Source organism: Enterobacter cloacae complex sp. 2024EL-00227, assembly GCF_043945315.1.
GTDB classification, from domain to species: Bacteria; Pseudomonadota; Gammaproteobacteria; order Enterobacterales; family Enterobacteriaceae; genus Enterobacter; species Enterobacter roggenkampii.
In genome coordinates this window covers 369,166-387,382 of the sequence record NZ_JBIMQP010000003.1, presented here as the reverse complement: position 1 = coordinate 387,382, position 18,217 = coordinate 369,166, and the positions used below count along the sequence as shown (strand labels likewise).

Below are 18,217 nucleotides of genomic sequence, written 5' to 3'. Positions count from 1 at the left end.
CATGTCCGAATGTCAGGCTGCTCGCGTAGATGATGAGATTGCACATACAGCCTCAAAAGGCTGGATGATTGCAGGATTGGTGGGCGGGGCCATTCTGGGCGCAGCTGCCGTTGTCGTCACCGGAGGGACCGCGCTGGTTGCTGTTTCTGCCGTTGCGGCTGGGGCATGCGCTGCGGGTGGGTTGGGTGAGCTCCTCGGCAGTATGTCATGGGCTCCACGCCATACTACCGGTACGCTAAAAGAAGGTTCACCCAATGTTTTTATCAACAGCCGAAAGGCGATCCGCGCTCACCTGTCAGCCGGAGAGTGTGATGAGCACAGCGGTAGCCTGCAACGGGTTGCGGAAGGTTCGATAAAAGTTTACATCAACAACTTTCCCGCCTCTCGCACAGGCGATAAATTGACATGCAGCGCTGAGATTAGTCAGGGATCGCGTAATGTTATTATCGGTGGAAACAAAGTTCAGACCGATGAAATAAGTCCTGAAATCCCGGAATGGGTGAACTGGACGATGCTCGCCGTTGGTGCCGGAGCCATGGCGGTGCTGGCCAGTCCGGCAATCGCACTTCTGAGTACCCTCGGTGCGATGGGCGGTGGGACAGTCGGTAGTTATGCGGGGGGAATGCTGTTTGGCGAAGGTAGCGACGGTCAGAAATGGGGGATGCTGATCGGCTCGGTTATTGGCGGCGGGGCTGGCATGAAAGGCGGGGCAAGGTTTGATGCGTGGCGGGCTGGTAAGCCTGTTCTCGAACCGGTTAAGCCAAATATTTCGGCCCGAAGAGCTGAACTTAATGAAAAATTTGGACGCACGGGCGATCTTAATAGAGATATTAATATCCGTGCAAATCAAAAAATTGTTGATGATTTTATGCGTTCTCAGGGTGTTGAAGAAAGTAAAATACCAGCTTATCGCAGCGGTATAGATCTTGAACAGAGAGTGACAATTGAAACAATCAATAAAGGCAAAATAGCTTATCAGAATCAATCCCCAGGGAATTGGCAAGGAAACTGGTATTCTCTTGACGAATCGACCCCTGCCACAAAACTAGGCATTAACCCAGAGGGACAGGTCAGGGATACGGGGTTAATTGTTCCTAAAGAAGTAAAAGCTTATCAAGCGCAACAAAAAGTTGAGATGCTTCGAAGTAGTGCCACACCAGCCTTGGACACCTGGTCTGTACCAGACAAACCTTTCCAGACAGAAGGCGGTGGGATACAATGGTTTACCACTAAGCGTGATATTTGGACTCCATATAATGAATAACATGACAGCTCTAAATTATGTTGAAAAAGCATTAACTTTAGCAGAAAAGAGATATGCTGAGGTAAAACATCTCAACCCCCACTCCCCACTTTTACAAATGTACGATTCTATTGTACAACAATTAATATTTCTACGGGATTTAATCGAAGGCAAGGAAAAGGATAAAGCAAAATTATGGAAAATGACTTTCGGTATGTATGCAGCAAAGGAGTTTGATAATTCTGATGAGTTGTTTTTTGAAAGGTTGTCGGATGCCTGGTTTATTGTGGATCAAATCCGCCGAGGGTTAAAGGTTAGACTGCCGCATGAGGTTGATGCCAATTACAAAATGAAACAACATAATCTTAAAATGAAATATCCTGGTGAATTTTAGGGTTTGATATTAAAAATATTTTATTATGGGTGAATGGTGATAGACTTACATGCTAATTTGAATGTATTGTTAAAATATGTAGATATATATCGTAAGTACTTACCTGTTAGCAGTCTTTCAGTCCAGCAGAAGATGCAGTATAAATATAATGATAAACTATTAGAATCATCTTTTGATTGCGATGCACAAAAACAATGGGACTTAACACCACAATGTAACATCTCACTCGCGGAATCACGGGATCGTGCTGTCGGTGCGCTTATAGGTCTTGCTGTTGGAGATGCTGTAGGTACGACGCTCGAATTTTTACCTCGTGACAAAGCACATGTCAAAGATATGATAGGTGGTGGGCCATTTCGACTCCGCGCAGGTGAATGGACGGATGATACATCCATGGCATTATGTCTTGCGGAAACGCTTCTTGAGAAAGGTGATGCTGATACTACCTGCTTCAGGAATAAGCTTTTGGCATGGTATCAGCATGGTTATAACAGTTCTAATGGCGTCTGTTTTGATATAGGTAATACAACGCGATTTGCTTTAGAGCAATATTTAACAATTGGCCCGGGATGGAGCGGCAATACTGCGGCAGAAACTGCAGGTAATGCTTCCATTATCAGACAAGCCCCTGTCTCTATTTTTTTTAGAAAGTCATTAAGCAAAGCGTTTTATGAAGCTAAAAAACAGAGTATCGCAACACACGGTGCCGCGGAAGCAATAAATAGCACACAGTATTTAAGTTATTTGCTTGTGCATATGATTAACGGTAGCAATAAAGATTTTGTTTTTTCTCCGCACGTTATGCCGCTTCAGCCACGCGTAATGATTATCAACGCGGGTGAATATAAGCAAAAAACTCGCAATCAGATTCGTTCAAGTGGTTATGTTATCGATACGCTTGAGGCCGCGATGTGGTCCGTATGGAATACTGATAATTTCCGTGATGCCATTCTACTGGCAGCTAACCTTGCCGATGATGCTGACAGCGTTGCAGCGACGGCGGGTCAAATCGCGGGGGCATTATATGGTTATTCCGGTATTCCGCAGGACTGGAAAGATAAACTCGTGCAACACGAACGTATCGCCACAATGGCAGGTGAGTTATTCGATAGAGCACCTGAGGACAATTTATTATAATTGAATAATTCCTATGGCACGGCTATTGTAGCGTGCCATTCAGTTGAACAGAAAATGTTGTGTTAATGTGAAGTTATATGTGAGAAAAAACTCACCTAGCCAGCACTGAAAATATATTGAATTGCTCAGCAATAAAATACAACTATTAGGTAATGTTGTTTTCTCGCACCCTATATTTTCGGTTAAAAAACGACCTCGCCAGCAAAAAGATGGAAGGATAGAGTATTTTTCAAGATGAAATCGGTGTAAGATTGCACAAGAATAAAGAAAGCTATACCGGTCTGGATTACATTAATGATGCCATTGATATAATCAATCAACGATTGGAAATAAAACCTGATTTTTCACTATATGTTATGGTGAAGTGTCAGTTGGATTATATTAAATCTCTTTTAATCGGTGCTGAAAAAGATAAAAGTAAATTACATGCATTGAACTTAGGAGCACTCGCGTCCAAAGAATTTGATACAACAGATGCCGAACTTGCTGAACATTTATCTAATGCTAATTATATAGCTTCGCAGATGGGACAAGGATTAAAGATTATTCTTCCGCATGAACAAGATTTGGAGTATTTGAAAAGACAAAAAAGATATCGCAATTGATTAATTTTTTGTTTTTATATCTGATAAGATGTGAACATCCAGGTCCTGGTTGATTTGTTTTACTGTTTGTATGGTCACAAATAAAAATAGTGGAGAATGAAAGGTGAAATGGATTGGTTGTATATTTTTCATTTTCATCACTTTGGTTTATATCTGGAATGGAAAAGACTTATTCAGTAAAAAACAATGGTTCCTTGCTGGGTTGATGTTCGTTCTGGTGCTAGTGGTTACGGTTGTTATTGGTTTTACGTTGAAATGGCTCGCTCAGTCAATGTCATTATTCTCCGTCGCAACGGCGAAACACTATTCGATTATCTTTTCCATGTCTTTCCTGTGCGTATGGGGACTAAAAGTTACCGTTGTGCTGCTCTGCACGATCTTTTCCGGGATTACAGGAGGGCACAAAAAATACAATGCTGAAAATTATGAAGCAATATCGTCTATAACACGCGTCGTTGCGCCTTGCTTACTTATCGTTGCTAAAAGCGTAGTTTCCCTGGGGAGCGTCCTTATGTTTTCAGGTTTATGGCTTAAATAAGCACGATTTAAAAAATATCTCAATGAACACCGAGATTAGTCCATAGTGGAATAAAGATTATGCTCAACCGAATTACCGTTCAGCTCCCGGTGGAGGGGCTTCTGTTCTGGAAACTGACGGGCCGCGAGGCGATGTCCGAGTCGTTCGCGCTGACGCTGACCGTGCTCGGCACGGACGCGCGCATTGACCGCAGTAAGCTGCTGGGCCAGCCGGTCACGGTGACCATCCCGACGCAGAGCCTGCTGACGCCCCGCTATATAAACGGCAAGATTACCCGGGTGGCGGTCAGCGCCGTTGAGCTGACGGGGACCCGCTATGCGGTGTACCAGCTGACGGTGGAGCCGGACCTGTGGCCAATGAAGCGCGACCGCAACCTGCGTATCTTCCAGGGGCAGACGGTGCCGCAGATTGTGAAAACCCTGCTGGGTGAGCATCAGGTCAACGTTGAGGACAAACTCACCGGCAGCTACCGGGTGTGGGACTACTGCGTGCAGTATCAGGAGTCGAGCCTGGACTTCATCAGCCGCCTGATGGAGCTGGAGGGGATCGCCTATCACTTCAGACACGATGCGGACAAGCACACCCTGGTGCTCACCGACGCCGCCACGCAGTACCAGCCGTTCAGCGGCTATGAGGTTATTCCTTACCACCAGACGCCGTCCGGCGGCAGTACGGATGAAGAGGGCATCAGCCAGTGGGCGCTGGAGGACAGCGTGACGCCGGGGATTTACAGCCTCGACGACTATGACTTCCGCAAGCCGAACGCGTGGCTGTTCCAGGCCCAGCAGAACCCGGCGTCGCCGAAGCCAGGCAGCATCGACGTGTACGACTGGCCGGGTCGCTTTGTGGACAAGGGGCACGGGGAGTTCTATGCCCGTATCCGTCAGGAGCGCTGGCAGGTGGAGCATCAGCAGATTCAGGCCACCGCGACGGCGGCGGGGATTGCGCCCGGGCACACCTTCACCTTAACCAACGCGCCGTTCTTCAGCGACAACGGAGAGTATCTGGTCACTGCCGCGGGTTACCACCTCGAAGAGAACCGCTATGCCAGCGGCGAGGGGGAGACCATTCACCGGACCGATTTCACGGTCATTCCTGCGTCGGTGGCCTACCGTCCGGCGCAGAGCACGGCGTGGCCGCGCACCTACGGCCCGCAGACGGCGAAAGTGGTGGGGCCGAAGGGCGAGAGTATCTGGACGGACAAATACGGCCGGGTGAAGGTGAAGTTCCACTGGGACCGTCTGGCGAAGGGCGATGACACCAGTTCCTGCTGGGTGCGCGTGTCGAGCGCGTGGGCGGGCCAGGGCTACGGCGGGGTGCAAATCCCGCGCGTGGGCGATGAGGTGGTGGTGGACTTTATCAACGGCGACCCGGACCGTCCGATCATTACCGGGCGCGTGTACAACGACGCGAGCATGCCGCCGTGGGCGCTGCCGGCTGCGGCGACGCAGATGGGCTTTATGAGCCGCACAAAAGACGGTTCCGTGGACAATGCCAACGCCCTGCGGTTTGAGGACAAGGCTGGCGCAGAGCAGGTATGGATCCAGGCCGAGCGTAACATGGACACCAGCGTTAAAAATGATGAAACGCACAGCGTCGGCGGAGCGCGCAGCCATTACGTGAAGAAAAATGAACTGCATCGCGTGGAAGCGAATCAGACCCAGGCTGTGAAAGGTGGCACCGAGATCCTGACGGGGAAAGGCAAGCTGGATGCGGCGGTGGAGCAGTACGTCATTGCTTCCGGGACGAAGCTGCGGCTGGTCTCTGGTGAGAGCGCCATTGAACTCAACGCGAACGGCAAGATTAACCTAATCGGCAAAGAGTTTAACTTCTTTGTCGAAGGGGATGGTTATATCACCACGGGCGGTAAGCTGCATCTGAACACGTCGGGAACCAAGCCGGGCACGACGGCGCCGGGATCGGGGCATAAAGGGGATATTGATGCGGCGGTGCAGGCGAAATTTACGCCAAAAGATGAGTAAGGCCGGTGCGGTACTTATCGCATTATTAACGACGGGAATGGCTGAAGGAGACGCTCAGAAAAAGGATCTTTGGATGTTCATTTCCGGGATGAGTGCATCGCTTAAGACTTTATCCGTTACAACCCTTAGTAATGCGCCGTTATCGTTTAAGATGACCAGGCAAAATGAATATATCAATTTCTACAATGCCGACGATATCAAACTCGCTGATGGGACGAACATAACCGCAATTGAGTTACGTTTAAGCAAAGATAACGACGGCATGGCGCCTTTACTGAATTTTTCACCCTCCTCAGGTCAATGCATAACGCTTGATACCGTTAAAAAGCGCTATCCGCAGTTGAGGTTAACTGATTATCCGCGCGGCCGTTCGGAGAACGAAGTGACCAGCTATACAGCCCGAAAAGATATGAATGGACAAAAGGTGAGCTTCAGTTTCACCGTGAAAAATCCTCACTGTCTGGGTTCTGTCGTCATTAGCGCAGACTAAGAAATACTGCACTCCTGTCCTGGCGGTTTCTTCTGGATGATAATTGCAATACACATTCAATAAATGACGATTAACGTGAAAAAACACACGCCGACATTTCTTTTTTCTGCCCTGATGTTTACCTGTCTCGGCAGCAATGTGGTTTTGGCTCAGGTGATTCCTCCCGTTCTGACAAAACGGGATTTTTCTGTGCAGATCAAAGACCAGCCTGTCGCATTGGGCGACCGATGGTCTCCTGATAGTGCCGGTAAAATTGATGTGCCGTGGGAAGGCAACTTTGTCGGTGAGGTTCCTTTTGACGGAACGAACTATAAATTCTACCAGCATCAAAGGGCTGGGTTAGAAATATTCAGTTCAAATCTCTGGTGGGATAAAGCTGAACGAAGCGTTGATGATTATATCGTGTCGCAGATTACGCTGACTGCCGAAGACTTCGCAACGCCGCGGGGTGTCCATGTGGGTTCAACAACCAGAGAGCTGAACAACGCATACGGCAATGGCCTTGTTGAAAATGATTCCGGGACCCAGTGGGTTTCCTATGCGTTGGGTAAAAAAGTACTCTCTTTTGAGATGAATGGCGGCAACGTTGTGAAAATAACAATGAATTACGATAATGGTTCTTCAGAGTAAATTATGCCCAATAAACTTTTAGCATCCGCATTGTGCGCGGCTTTATTGGCTGGCGTCGTTGAAACCTCTACGGCACTTGAATTATCGCAGTACAATAAGCTCGATACGGTAAGTCGCATCGTTAATGATAGCGAAGTGACGGACATTCTCAGGAAAACGCTGGGAAATCATTACCAGGCCTTTATTGATAACTTTGATGTCTTCGGTGAACCGCATACCACTCCAGGTGGAGGATTGTTTGTTGAGGGCTGGCTAAAGGATCTCTACCAGGAAAATGCCTCAGCGCTGGTTATCAATCCTGACGGCAAAATCTTCGCGGCCTGGGTGGTTCCAGAATCAAACGTTATCCATTACCAGTCCTCTGATAATAGTCAGCCGATTAATGCCGATATTCAGCAATGGGCCGCCAGGTTCAATACGATGCAGTTTGCAGCGAACAGCCAATCGAGACCTGCGTTTGACGGGGTTTGGGCAGGCGGGGTTGGCAACGACTCGACGTTAACCCTGCAGTTAGCTGAATCAGGCAACCGTATCACCGGGTCTTATTGCTATATCTCCCAGAGAGGAAACCGCATCGACTGCCCGGAAGATGATGAGCGAAATCTTAGCGGTACGATCGCGGGAAACCGTGCGAACGTTGAGTTCAACTCATCGTTTGGCGGCGCAGGCGGACGGGCTGTTATGGAAATAAAGGGGAGTGAGATGGAATGGCGTTTAGTTACTCCTCCTCAAAAAGGAAATTATTATGCTCCGCAGCGTTATACGTTACGTAAAGCCGCTTCGGTTCAAAACGCTGAAACCAGAAAACTGGACACCGAAAGGTTCGCTATTTCTCTTATAAATAAGTGCGGTCATTTTGATAGCGAATGTGATCAGATGGTCTATCTCGGCGTGCGCAAAAGCGATAACAGTACGATCTCCTTAAAGGGGAAAACGTTACACGACCCCGCAGGTAAAATAATCGGCTCAACCTACAAGAATGGCGAGATCGCTTATACCGTGACGTATGCACCCGTGAAATTGGTTGTCAGCAAAGGCAGCCATGTTTTAGTCGAACAATCAGGTCAATGGCGTAAATAATAAAACAGCCAGCCAAAGGGCCAACATGGATTGGCCTTTTTGTTTCTCTCAATATTAATCATCCCGAGTTCACTTATGAAATACACCCTCCAGGAAGGTTCATTTTCCCTTTTTCCTGCTGCCTGGCAGGATAACAGCATGAACATTATTCGCGATGACGAAAGCGGGCTGTCCGTGGTGGTCAGCCGCGGCGTGATTCCCGATGGCAGCGACTACGAACAAGAGTTTCACCGCCAGTGGGATGTGTTGCGTCCTCAGATGGGTGAGATCGCCCAGAGCGAATTCCGGAACGTAAACGCCGGGCCTGACGGAAAAATTAGCGGACTGGAAGTCGAGACCACCTTTGACCGTAACGGACAGCGCCTGTGGCAAAAACAGCTGGCCGTGCAGACGCCGAGCAAACCGGTATTGATGATTTTTACCCTCTCGGCATTAAGAGCCTTTACCGAAGAGGACGAGGTGCGCTGGAGCGCGCTTAAGCAGAGTTTGACGCTAAACGACAACCGGAATGTGTAAGGCATGAGCGATAACAACGCGGCCCGTAAGGGCGACGAGATTATTCACTCCAGCATTTTTGCTGATATCACCAGCATTGTGGCGGAAGGTGCCGCCTATGCGGTGATCGGTGCGGCAGTGGGGCTGGCGGCTACGGCCGCCGCGCCACTCCTCGGTGCCGGAGCCGCCGCAGCGGGCGTGGCGGCGATTGGGTCCAGCTGTCTGTTAAGCGGCATCGTTGGCGGCGTGCTGGCGAACGTGGCGGGGATCACCGACGATATCAGCAACGCCGCGGAAGGGTTAGGCAATGCGCTTTTCCCGCCGTCGCCTGCGGGTAAAATCACCACCGGTTCAAATAACGTTCTGACCAACGCAATCCCCGCCGCACGCGCGGCAGGCACGCTCACGCCCGCCGATACCCCGTCCCCTGAGCCGCAGTCACCGGGCAGCTTTGCCGATTACGCGGGCATGTTGCTTTCCGCCGCCGGACAGTTTGGCAGCGAAATGTGGCAGCCGAGTGTCGCCTCTGCCGCCGCGGGAACCTCGCCGCTGGAAGAAGACAAGGTGGCGTGTGAAAAGCACTCCGGGCCACAGTATCTGGCGGAAGGCTCCAAAAGCGTCTTCATCAATGGCCAGCCCGCGGTGCGTGCGAAAGATCGCACCACCTGCGAAGGCACCGTTTCCGACGACGTCTCCCCGAACGTGATCATCGGCGGGGACACGCTCACGGTCCGCGATATCAAAAGCGGTAAAACGCCGGGTCTGGCGCTGGGGATGATTGCGCTCTCCCTGCTGCGCGGGCGTCCGGGCAAGATCCTGAAAAACATGCCCTGCGCGCTGGCCGCGGCCGGCGGCGGGATGCTGGCGGATATGGCGGTCAACGCCGTGTTTGGCTCCTCGCACCCGGTCCACGCCGCCACCGGCGTGAAGGTGCTGAACGATGACGACGAACTCGATTTCTCGCTGCCGGGGCGCTTCCCGCTTCGCTGGCAGCGCAGCTACAACAGCCTGACCACCCGCGAAGGGCTGTTCGGTCTGGGCTGGGCAACCACCTTTGACAGCTATCTGGCGCTGGAAGAAGACAACGCCACCTGGTTCGACGAAACCGGGCGCGAGCTGAGCTTCGAACTGCCGCCTGTCGACCGCGCGTTTTACAGCATCAGCGAAGGCATCATTATCCGCCGCAATGAGAGCGGCGACGTGGCGATTGCCGACGATGACGGCGCGGTGTGGCGTCTGTACAAACCGACCCGCATGAATCCTTCTATCCTGCGTCTGGCCTCCCTTAGCGATGAATACGGCAACGCGCTGCTGACGGCGTGGGACGAGCACGGCAGGCTGGTTGGTATCCATGATGAGCCGCGGGCCATCGACGTCACCCTGCGCTATGACGATGAACGTTTCCCGCAGCGCGTGACCGCAGCCAGCCATTTCGACGGCAACCAGACCTGGCCGCTGATGCTGTGGGGCTACGACGCGCGCGGCCAGCTGGCGAGCGCGACGGATGCCTCCGGCGTGGTGACGCGTGAATACCGCTATAACGACCACGGCCTGATGGTCTGGCACCGGATGCCGGGCGGGCTGGAGAGCGAATACCGCTGGCAAAAATTCGACCACTGGCGCGTGGTGGAAAACCGCACCAGCACCGGCGACGGCTGCCGCTTTAGCTATGATTTAGCCGCCGGGCTGACGACCGTCGAGCACTACGACGGTCAGACGCGCCGCCACTACTGGAACGCGCAGAATCTGATTGTCCGCTACGTAGACGAGCGCGGTGAAAACTGGCGCTACGAGTGGGATGATAACGAGCTTCTCACGCGTCGCATCGATCCGCTCGGCAACGCCGTCACCTTCGTCTACGACGAGATGGGCAACCGGGTGCAGGAGACCGATGCCGACGGCAATACCCGCACCACCACCTGGCTGGAGCACCGCGCGCTTCCCGCGGCCATTATCGAAGCCGACGGCAGCGCCACCCGGTTCTGGTACGACGAACATCACGGGCTCAAGCGCGTGGTGAACCCGATGGGGCAGACGACGCAGCTGCGCCGGGACGCGTTCGGCCAGGTCGTGGAAGAGGTCGATGCCGCTGGCAACAGCCGCTACCAGGAGTACAACGAGGCCGGGCAGATTGTCCGTTCGACGGACTGTTCCGGGCGTATTACCCGCTATCGCTATCATCCGCTGGGCTGGCTGGTGGCTGAGACAGCCGCCGACGGTGAAGAGACGCGCTACCGCTACGACGCCGCAGGGCGTCCGGTACAGCTCGACCGCCCGGAAGGCTGGACGGAATCGCTCAAATGGAACGAACGTGGCCTGCCGGTGAAGCATGCGGGCGCCGACGGGAAAGAAAGTGAGTTCAGATACGACGAGGCGGGGCGCTTAACCGCCACCCGAAATACGCAGGGTGAAGAGGTGCGCCGCAGCTGGGACAGCCGCGGGCGTCTGATTGCCCTGGAAAACGAGAACGGCGAAGCGTATCAGTTCCGCTGGGGGCCAGACTCGCTGCTGCTGGAAGAGGTGGGGCTCGATGGCGTGGCCTCGCAGTATCGCTATGATGCCTGCGGGCGCACGATTGCTCGCACCTTTGCAGCCGGTCATCCGGAGGCTATCACCCACGCCTTCGCCTGGAGCGCGAGCGGCCAGCTGGTCGCCCGCACCACGCCGGAAGGGCAGACCCGCTACCACTACACTCCGTCCGGGCTGTTAAGCCGGATTGGGCTGCATCCTGCGCTTTCAGCCGACGTGTGGACCACCGAGGCAGAGCAGGAGCTTGCCTTTGAGTATGACGCGCTCGGTCGCGTGACGCGCGAAGCGGGCGAGCACGGTGAGCTGGCGTGGGAGTATGACGCGCTGGGCAACCGCACCTCCGTCACGCTGCCCGATGGCCGCGAGCTGAAGCAGTTCTACTACGGTAGCGGGCATCTGCTCAGCATTGCTCTCGACAAGCTGTCGGTCTCCGATTTTACTCGCGACGAACTCCACCGTGAGACCAGCCGCACCCAGGGGCTGTTGACCACCCGCAGCGAGTACGACCGCCTCGGCCGACTGCACCGCCGGGACGTCTTTACCGGAAATGCCCAGCGCCCGTCGCCGCGCCGCTGGTCCCGCCGCTGGGATTACGACTACCGCAATAACCTGGTGCGAGAAGAGCGGGACGATAACCCGTTCAGCTGGTACCGCTGGCAGTACGACAGCGCCGGGCGCCTGCTCGTTCAGGACGGCACGCTGCCTGGCCAGGAGCAGTGGCGCTGGGATGCAGCCGGTAACCCGCTGGAAGGTTCTGCTGAGAAGGTCACGCACAACCGCCTGACGCAGCTGAACGGCATTCGCTGGCGTTATGACATCCACGGCCGCACCGTGGAGAAGGATAACGGCCAGACGCGCTGGCACTACCGGTACGACGGCGAACACCGCCTGACGGAGGTTATCAGCCAGCCGCGGGATCGCAACAGGCCGCAGATGCAGGTCAGCTTCCGCTACGACCCGCTCGGACGCCGCATCAGCAAAACGCGCCAGCAGATGCTGGGCGGTCAGCCAACCGGCAAACCGGTGACCACCCGGTTTGTCTGGGAAGGGTTCCGCCTGCTGCAGGAACTGCACGGAGACGTACCGCTGACCTACGTCTACAGCGACCAGGACAGCTACGACCCGCTGGCGCGTATTGACGGCGTTGATGCTCCGGAGATTTTCTGGTTCCACTGCCAGCCGAACGGCACGCCGGAGCGGATGACGGATATCGAAGGGCAGGTGCGCTGGGAAGGGGTGAACGGCGCCTGGGGCAAGCTGCTGCGGGAAAGCGAGACGCAGATATCAGGATATTCTCAGAACCTGCGCATGCAGGGGCAATACCTGGACCGTGAGACAGGGCTGCACTACAATCTGTTCCGGTATTACGACCCGGACTGCGGACGGTTTACGCAGCAGGACCCGATAGGGCTGGCGGGGGGGATAAACCTTTACCAGTATGCGCCGAATGCGCTGAAATATATTGATCCTCTTGGCTTATCATCAACGACTTTCTATCATGCTGGTGATATTCGGGGCGAGATTAATCCTTCTATGGGGAGGCATGGATTAGATTTTAATCCTTCTAATCAAGGTGGTTTTTACGTAACTACTGATAAATCACAGGCTATTAAATGGGCAGAGCTGAGAGGACATCCAACTATAACGCAATTTGATATACCGAATTCAGAACTCGATAAACTAAATATAAAAGTATTTGAGTCTGCTGATAATGAATGGGCTAAATTTGTAACTCAGGGTAGAGCCAACACACTTGCACATAGTTATGATGCTGTAAGTGGACCAATGTTAGCAAACCCAGGTACTGTAAAAAAAGGAGGAAAGGCTAAGCCCATAGGTTCACAGCTTGCTATTTTCTCAAATAAAGCAGCAGCCGTGTTTGATCGTTATAAAGTAAAAAAAAGGTGTAAAGGTCAATGAATATTATCGATGGTATCCAATTCAGTAATTCTAATGAAAGTGTTATTTTTAATTACTATAGTTGGGTTGAGTTGATTAAAGCGATTATTGTTAAATATGCGAATAAAACAGAGAGTGAGGCTGAACGTATAGTATTAGCCTCTCCACTTGTTCGTATTAAGGAAAATGATTACATGTCTGTCGCTTTGCGCAGTCATGAAAGTGAGTATCATTGGGCAATGTTAATTGCTTATGGTGATCAATATTGGACAAAGGGAGTTTCTCCAGATGAACCTGACGGATACTTTGAGTGGGAAAAAGAATACAGAAAAAAAAATAATCTGGCAGAAGATAACTTTATTTTTAGTGATTAAGTTAAATAAAAAAATTTAAGAAGTAATATCTTGTCAGTTTTATTGTATGTTATGGTATTATTATGTTGAGGCATATAGTAATATCTCGTAGTGATCCCTTTTTAAGACTTAAAGCTCCGCTAAGAATTATAATGTAATCATATGCTATAAGTGGATTCATCTCTGTAAAACCAACGGAAGATTTAATTATTACTTGCGATAAGACAAACTGAGAGGCAAAGGATGAGCACAGTTTACGAAGTTATTTTAGCCCTATATAAAACCACTCGAAGAAATCGACGAAGCGATACTTGCTCATGTGGAGTGGCTTAAAAAGGGGTACGCAGAGGGGATTTTCCTGACATCCGGTAGAGGGATCCCAAGAAACGGTAGTGTCATTCTCGCTAAATGCGAGAGTCTTGCTTCTCTTGAAGAGCTCTTACGCGAGGATCCTTTTCAGAGATTAAAGCTTGCGACTGTTGAGATCATTCCCTTTGAACCCAGTATGAAGACAGAACTCTTAGACAATGTGTTTTGACCCCGCAATAAAAAAAACACCCCAGGGCGTGGTTTTTTTCATTCAAGACGACTCAGACGTTGAACAGGAAGTTCATCACGTCGCCATCTTTAACGATGTAATCTTTATCGACGGGACATCTTTACCGGCAATGCCCAATGCCCGTCGCCGCGCCGCTGGTCCCGCCGCTGGGATTACGACTACCGTAATAACCTGGTGCGGGAAGTACGGAACGGTAACCCGTTTAACTGGTACCGCTGGCAGTACGACAGAGCCGGGCGCCTGCTCGTTAAGTACGGCATGCTGCCCGGTCAAGAGCAGTGGCGCTGGGATGCGGCTGGTAACCCGTTAGAGGGCGCTGGAGAGAAGATTGCCCATAACCGGGTCACGCAACTGAACGGTATTCGCTGGCGCTATGACATCCACGGCCGTACCGTAGAGAAGGATAACGGCCAGATCCGGCACTACCGGTACGATGGCGAACACCGCCTGACGGAAGTCATCAGCCAGCCGCGGGACCGCAACAAACCGCAGACGCAGGCCAGTTTCCGCTACGATCCGCTCGGTCGCCGCATCAGCAAAACGCGCCGCCAGATGCTGGGCGGACAGCCAACCGGTAAGCCGGTTACCACCCGGTTTGTCTGGGAAGGGTTCCGGCTGCTGCAGGAAGTGCACGGGGATGTGCCGCTGACCTACGTTTACAGCGATCAGGACAGCTACGACCCGCTGGCGCGTATTGACGGCGTTGATGCCCCGGAGATTTTCTGGTTCCACTTCCAGCCGAACGGCACGCCGGAGCGAATTCTGCTCACCATGTTATACCCGTTGAGGTGTGGAAAGAGGAGCAATCATTCTTCAATGATATTGGCATCGGAAAAGACATGAACTCTGCGTTTAATGGTATTAATTTTCCAGGTAGCGCATCAGCGATGAAACAAGATGCAGGGAAAGGTATGGATATCTTCCATAGCAGTAATCATCATAACTATAGTGACATTCTCCGTCGGCGCATTGCTCGTGTTGAGTAACGATATATTTCTGGAAGATTAGATGCTAAAGGGGCGAGGATAGTTATAAGGCGGGGCTAGATTGATATGAAGAATAAAATTTGGATGGGTCATGTTCCCACAAAAAAATCAGTGGAATGAATTAATGTCCTATTATGTGATCATGAATGACTTTGAATCATCACTCATGCCAAGAAATTTACAGGGCATGGTTGATGAAAGATTACAGGTTAATGAAAACTGGGAAATAGAAGGCTCTGCCTTTTCCTTCCCTTATCGAATAACAGACGATGCATGCCCAGACCATATTTATTTGTTGTGCAATAAAAATGTTGGGGCTTTGAAATTTGACTATTATAAAAAAGACTTTGGACACTTGATGGATAAGTCTTTATTTTCAATTTTTGAAAATTATAAGCACAATGTTTTTTTTGGCCGAGATATAACACCAGTTTCGATTGGGAATGGTCAAGTTCTTCGGGATGATTTTAAATATGTATATTTTCCAAGCGGCGATGTTATAGATAAGGATAAATCTATTCTCGAAGAGGATAAGTTCGGAGATACCATACCTTTTAAAATAGAATTCAAGGATGATGCGCTAGAAAATGATATACTTTCGTTGAACGACACATTGTTAGGTGGTTTTATCATTGTTAAACAAGAGGTCAAGGAAGTTATGGACAGTAAAGGATTCCGGGGGTTGAAACTTGTTCCACTGGAAAATGCTTTAGACGTTTTCTGTGAAGATTATTTCTACGAAATAGACTCAAATCGTAAAAGAAAGGGCAATAAACTACCTTAATATTGAAGGGTGTCGTGACATTATTGATTCTTTGTTTTTCTTTTTTAATGGCGCGAAGAACTTCTTTGGATTATGAGTACATTTTCAACTATGGATATAGTAATTTTCAGAGTAGCCAATAATGTTAACTCTTAAAGAGGAATAATGCGTATAAAAAATACTATCCATGACTTTGTCAACAAATTCAAAATGAATGATTTAAATATGGGAGAGATAGACTATGCAGACGATGAAAATGAAACTTCTTTTCCTGTAAATTTAAATGGTGAAATTCGATTTTTTTTATAGCCATTTGATTTTAAATGACCACCCAACATTTGATGGTGCATTCATTATACAGATTGTTGAGCCCCAAGAGCTTAATAAAATGTTATCAGGCTGGCGAGTTCAAAATGACACGACCTGGCGCGATGAATATATAATCTTTGCTGAACGAAATGGAGATGTTCTTTTTTGTGATACCCAAAATATCACATCTCCTGTTTATGGTAGTATTCAAAAAAGAAATTTTTTTATTTCCAATTCGTTAGCCGACTTTTTGGATGCTTTTTGTTCTGCCATTGAGATAGAACAAAGTAAATATGATGGTGATGCTACAGATGATGATTTTAATTTCAGAGAGGACTTTCTGGAAGATATCGATTTAATGCTAAAAAGCAAGCTTAAGGATGTTGAGGCAGAAGTTTTTAAGCAATTCTTTTTTGGCTAGGTTAATAATAAAAACTAACACTTTTAGAACCCTCCTTACTTCTGACAACATTTTTCGCTTAAAACCACTTTTATATAGGCAAGGAGGTCTCTTTTCGATTGATAATGAATAAGCATATGAAAAACGGTTTCGATAAATTTGATGAAAAAGTTACATCTCTTGTAGAAAAAGGAAACGAGTTCCATTTAAATGGGCCTCACCTAGTGAAGTTGCTGATCTGATGTGGAAAATGACAACAAAAACAGATGGTAAGTCGATTATTCTCAAATTGGGTGATGGAATAAAAAAGTACTGGAGTAATATTGTTATGAATACTAAAGGAATAAATACTAGAGACGATTTTATTAAATTTCTTGAGAATTTATCTTCAAATTCCAGAAATAATCTAAGTGAGTGGGAGAGCAAAGACTTACCCTCATATTTTGAATCGATGGCATCTTGGGTTGAAGATATGGATGGATATTATTTAAATCAAAAATTACCTGTTCCAGAAAATGTTAACTGGACATTTATTGCAGATATTTTAATGGCTGCAAGAGTTTATGAATAATATTCAATAATAATTGGGCGGGAAGAGCATCAAATCTTCCCGGCTTTTTATTATTTAACGTGTTAAAAAGTATGATGGCGTCCGAATCGTTCCGATGACCCGATAGGTTTTAATGGCGATATAAATACTTACGTTTACGCCACTAATCCGTTGAATTGGGTTGATCCATTAGGATTGAAAGCGAAGTGTGCACCGACTCGATAAAATGACCATAACCAGGCGGCATTTGGTAGGCAGTGGCAAGGAAGAGGGATTTATCAAGGCCGTTATTCTTGGTCAAACACAATGCTTAAAGAAGGCGATATTGTTTATGGTGGAGCACCTGGGCAGTCAGGATTTTATTTCGACAAAACCACTTTAGAAGCTGCTAATGGTAGTCGACAAAAATTATGGGAAAGTTTACAAGTTCTACCTCATGAAAAATATGGGTTTAGAAGTAAGATTCAGATGTATAGAGTCAAACGAGATGCTATTGCTGGTACGGGACAAGCTTTGTCACCAGATACTGAAATGTTAGGAAGCGGTGGCGGTACCCAATTCTTCCTTTCGAATTATAAAAAAGTTCTGGGACCTATTGGTCTTCCATTTGATATTGGGATGTAAAATGAATTTTGACGCAGAAACTGGTGTTCTTAAATTTAATAAAAGGGTTCTATTAGGACCAAGAGTTACTAAGACAGAGTTGTTTAATAATACAAATGTAAGGTGGGAGGGGTGGCCTGAAAAAAAAGACAATAAAACAGTCTCATACAGAACTATCCTTAAAGGTGACCATGAGTTCGGAGATATATATCTAATAATTGACTTCTTGGTTCCCAATGATCCTAACTCAATAATTCGTAGTTGGCGCTTCGCCCCAGAAAAATTATTGATGGGAAAACAGAATAGACCCGAAGGGAAAGTCACCCGATGTTTAAGGGAATGGTTCAAAACTAAATCTACTATTGTTCTTCCTGTATCAAGGGAGTGGGGACATGTTGATGCTGCTTATGACCCTCATAACCTAACAGGAACAATTCTCTGCCACTATTGCTTAGACCCTCATGAATTGTAAGTGGAGAACTGGTAAAATATATGATTCAATTGAAGTTACTTATATGACTATATTATAGTGTTTCCAATATAAATTGGACAGTTGCCATCCTAAGCGAGAAAATAAAAATGTATAAGCCATTTTGTTGACCTAGATGTTACTGGCCTGGATGTAATTGAACCCCGGAAAAATACATTCTTTATCTTAAACACAAAAGATCT

Annotated in this window: 19 protein-coding genes and 2 pseudogenes; all 21 read left to right on the top strand. The window is 49.0% G+C overall.

Features of this window, described 5'->3' with window-relative positions; all coding sequences use genetic code 11:
- Nucleotide 1: 1 nt before the first annotated feature.
- Nucleotides 2–1,264, top strand: a complete 1,263-nt coding sequence (locus tag ACHH0Z_RS07625) for a polymorphic toxin type 46 domain-containing protein (protein WP_045410453.1) — start codon at nucleotides 2–4, stop codon at nucleotides 1,262–1,264.
- Nucleotides 1,257–1,637: an immunity protein Tsi6 family protein gene (locus ACHH0Z_RS07620; protein ID WP_008503524.1), complete on the top strand. Its 381-nt coding sequence runs from the start codon at nucleotides 1,257–1,259 to the stop codon at nucleotides 1,635–1,637. The genes ACHH0Z_RS07625 and ACHH0Z_RS07620 overlap by 8 nt, the downstream gene beginning before the upstream one ends.
- Nucleotides 1,638–1,670: 33 nt before the next feature.
- On the top strand, nucleotides 1,671–2,774 hold the full coding sequence (gene tri1 / locus ACHH0Z_RS07615) for an ADP-ribosylarginine hydrolase Tri1 (RefSeq protein ID WP_065365835.1): 1,104 nt from the start codon (nucleotides 1,671–1,673) through the stop codon (nucleotides 2,772–2,774).
- 251 nt (nucleotides 2,775–3,025) lie between these two features.
- Nucleotides 3,026–3,379 (top strand): immunity protein Tsi6 family protein, encoded by a 354-nt coding sequence (locus tag ACHH0Z_RS07610; protein ID WP_045410452.1) that lies wholly within the window; start codon nucleotides 3,026–3,028, stop codon nucleotides 3,377–3,379.
- Between the two features lie 103 nt (nucleotides 3,380–3,482).
- Entirely contained in the window at nucleotides 3,483–3,917 is a 435-nt protein-coding gene (locus ACHH0Z_RS07605; RefSeq protein ID WP_023325462.1) for a hypothetical protein, read from the top strand.
- A gap of 59 nt (nucleotides 3,918–3,976) precedes the next feature.
- On the top strand, nucleotides 3,977–5,899 hold the full coding sequence (locus ACHH0Z_RS07600) for a type VI secretion system Vgr family protein (RefSeq protein ID WP_163291578.1): 1,923 nt from the start codon (nucleotides 3,977–3,979) through the stop codon (nucleotides 5,897–5,899).
- Nucleotides 5,892–6,389, top strand: coding sequence for a hypothetical protein (locus tag ACHH0Z_RS07595; RefSeq protein WP_072204174.1), 498 nt, complete (start codon nucleotides 5,892–5,894; stop codon nucleotides 6,387–6,389). Before ACHH0Z_RS07600 ends, ACHH0Z_RS07595 begins: the two co-directional genes overlap by 8 nt.
- Before the next feature lie 75 nt (nucleotides 6,390–6,464).
- A complete protein-coding gene (locus ACHH0Z_RS07590; RefSeq protein WP_239519674.1) occupies nucleotides 6,465–7,019 on the top strand; it encodes a hypothetical protein in 555 nt (184 codons plus the stop codon).
- A gap of 3 nt (nucleotides 7,020–7,022) precedes the next feature.
- Nucleotides 7,023–8,099, top strand: a complete 1,077-nt coding sequence (locus ACHH0Z_RS07585) for a hypothetical protein (protein ID WP_045410448.1) — start codon at nucleotides 7,023–7,025, stop codon at nucleotides 8,097–8,099.
- Nucleotides 8,100–8,174: 75 nt separating this feature from the next.
- On the top strand, nucleotides 8,175–8,615 hold the full coding sequence (locus tag ACHH0Z_RS07580) for a DcrB-related protein (RefSeq protein WP_045410446.1): 441 nt from the start codon (nucleotides 8,175–8,177) through the stop codon (nucleotides 8,613–8,615).
- Nucleotides 8,616–8,618: 3 nt separating this feature from the next.
- Nucleotides 8,619–13,043 (top strand): RHS repeat-associated core domain-containing protein, encoded by a 4,425-nt coding sequence (locus ACHH0Z_RS07575; protein WP_045410444.1) that lies wholly within the window; start codon nucleotides 8,619–8,621, stop codon nucleotides 13,041–13,043.
- A complete protein-coding gene (locus ACHH0Z_RS07570) occupies nucleotides 13,040–13,396 on the top strand; it encodes a hypothetical protein (protein ID WP_023292183.1) in 357 nt (118 codons plus the stop codon). Before ACHH0Z_RS07575 ends, ACHH0Z_RS07570 begins: the two co-directional genes overlap by 4 nt.
- Nucleotides 13,397–13,618: 222 nt before the next feature.
- A pseudogene (locus tag ACHH0Z_RS07565) lies at nucleotides 13,619–13,913 on the top strand (YciI family protein).
- Between the two features lie 102 nt (nucleotides 13,914–14,015).
- Nucleotides 14,016–14,696 (top strand): annotated as a pseudogene (locus tag ACHH0Z_RS07560) (type IV secretion protein Rhs); the annotation flags it as partial.
- A 26-nt stretch (nucleotides 14,697–14,722) separates the two neighbouring features.
- Nucleotides 14,723–14,920, top strand: a complete 198-nt coding sequence (locus tag ACHH0Z_RS07555; protein ID WP_071788853.1) for a hypothetical protein — start codon at nucleotides 14,723–14,725, stop codon at nucleotides 14,918–14,920.
- 91 nt (nucleotides 14,921–15,011) lie between these two features.
- Nucleotides 15,012–15,704: an Imm43 family immunity protein gene (locus ACHH0Z_RS07550; RefSeq protein ID WP_241772307.1), complete on the top strand. Its 693-nt coding sequence runs from the start codon at nucleotides 15,012–15,014 to the stop codon at nucleotides 15,702–15,704.
- Between the two features lie 262 nt (nucleotides 15,705–15,966).
- A complete protein-coding gene (locus ACHH0Z_RS07545) occupies nucleotides 15,967–16,413 on the top strand; it encodes a hypothetical protein (protein ID WP_395149507.1) in 447 nt (148 codons plus the stop codon).
- Between the two features lie 229 nt (nucleotides 16,414–16,642).
- Nucleotides 16,643–16,963, top strand: a complete 321-nt coding sequence (locus ACHH0Z_RS07540) for a hypothetical protein (protein WP_239519696.1) — start codon at nucleotides 16,643–16,645, stop codon at nucleotides 16,961–16,963.
- A gap of 102 nt (nucleotides 16,964–17,065) precedes the next feature.
- Nucleotides 17,066–17,167, top strand: a complete 102-nt coding sequence (locus ACHH0Z_RS07535) for a hypothetical protein (RefSeq protein WP_164725113.1) — start codon at nucleotides 17,066–17,068, stop codon at nucleotides 17,165–17,167.
- An 81-nt stretch (nucleotides 17,168–17,248) separates the two neighbouring features.
- Complete coding sequence (locus tag ACHH0Z_RS07530) at nucleotides 17,249–17,566, top strand: hypothetical protein (protein ID WP_164725111.1); 318 nt, start codon at nucleotides 17,249–17,251, stop codon at nucleotides 17,564–17,566.
- Nucleotide 17,567: 1 nt separating this feature from the next.
- Complete coding sequence (locus tag ACHH0Z_RS07525; protein WP_072050682.1) at nucleotides 17,568–18,017, top strand: hypothetical protein; 450 nt, start codon at nucleotides 17,568–17,570, stop codon at nucleotides 18,015–18,017.
- The last annotated feature ends 200 nt before the right edge of the window (nucleotides 18,018–18,217 follow it).

Bases quoted from the DNA above. Each gene is read 5' to 3' on its own strand.
- ACHH0Z_RS07625 (WP_045410453.1), top strand. From the start codon at position 2: ATGTCCGAATGTCAGGCTGCTCGCGTAGATGATGAGATTGCACATACA.
- ACHH0Z_RS07620 (WP_008503524.1), top strand. From the start codon at position 1,257: ATGAATAACATGACAGCTCTAAATTATGTTGAAAAAGCATTAACTTTA.
- tri1 (WP_065365835.1), top strand. From the start codon at position 1,671: ATGGTGATAGACTTACATGCTAATTTGAATGTATTGTTAAAATATGTA.
- ACHH0Z_RS07600 (WP_163291578.1), top strand. From the start codon at position 3,977: ATGCTCAACCGAATTACCGTTCAGCTCCCGGTGGAGGGGCTTCTGTTC.
- ACHH0Z_RS07595 (WP_072204174.1), top strand. From the start codon at position 5,892: ATGAGTAAGGCCGGTGCGGTACTTATCGCATTATTAACGACGGGAATG.
- ACHH0Z_RS07585 (WP_045410448.1), top strand. From the start codon at position 7,023: ATGCCCAATAAACTTTTAGCATCCGCATTGTGCGCGGCTTTATTGGCT.
- ACHH0Z_RS07580 (WP_045410446.1), top strand. From the start codon at position 8,175: ATGAAATACACCCTCCAGGAAGGTTCATTTTCCCTTTTTCCTGCTGCC.
- ACHH0Z_RS07575 (WP_045410444.1), top strand. From the start codon at position 8,619: ATGAGCGATAACAACGCGGCCCGTAAGGGCGACGAGATTATTCACTCC.
- ACHH0Z_RS07570 (WP_023292183.1), top strand. From the start codon at position 13,040: ATGAATATTATCGATGGTATCCAATTCAGTAATTCTAATGAAAGTGTT.
- ACHH0Z_RS07550 (WP_241772307.1), top strand. From the start codon at position 15,012: ATGTTCCCACAAAAAAATCAGTGGAATGAATTAATGTCCTATTATGTG.
- ACHH0Z_RS07545 (WP_395149507.1), top strand. From the start codon at position 15,967: ATGGTGAAATTCGATTTTTTTTATAGCCATTTGATTTTAAATGACCAC.
- ACHH0Z_RS07540 (WP_239519696.1), top strand. From the start codon at position 16,643: ATGACAACAAAAACAGATGGTAAGTCGATTATTCTCAAATTGGGTGAT.
- ACHH0Z_RS07530 (WP_164725111.1), top strand. From the start codon at position 17,249: ATGCTTAAAGAAGGCGATATTGTTTATGGTGGAGCACCTGGGCAGTCA.
- ACHH0Z_RS07525 (WP_072050682.1), top strand. From the start codon at position 17,568: ATGAATTTTGACGCAGAAACTGGTGTTCTTAAATTTAATAAAAGGGTT.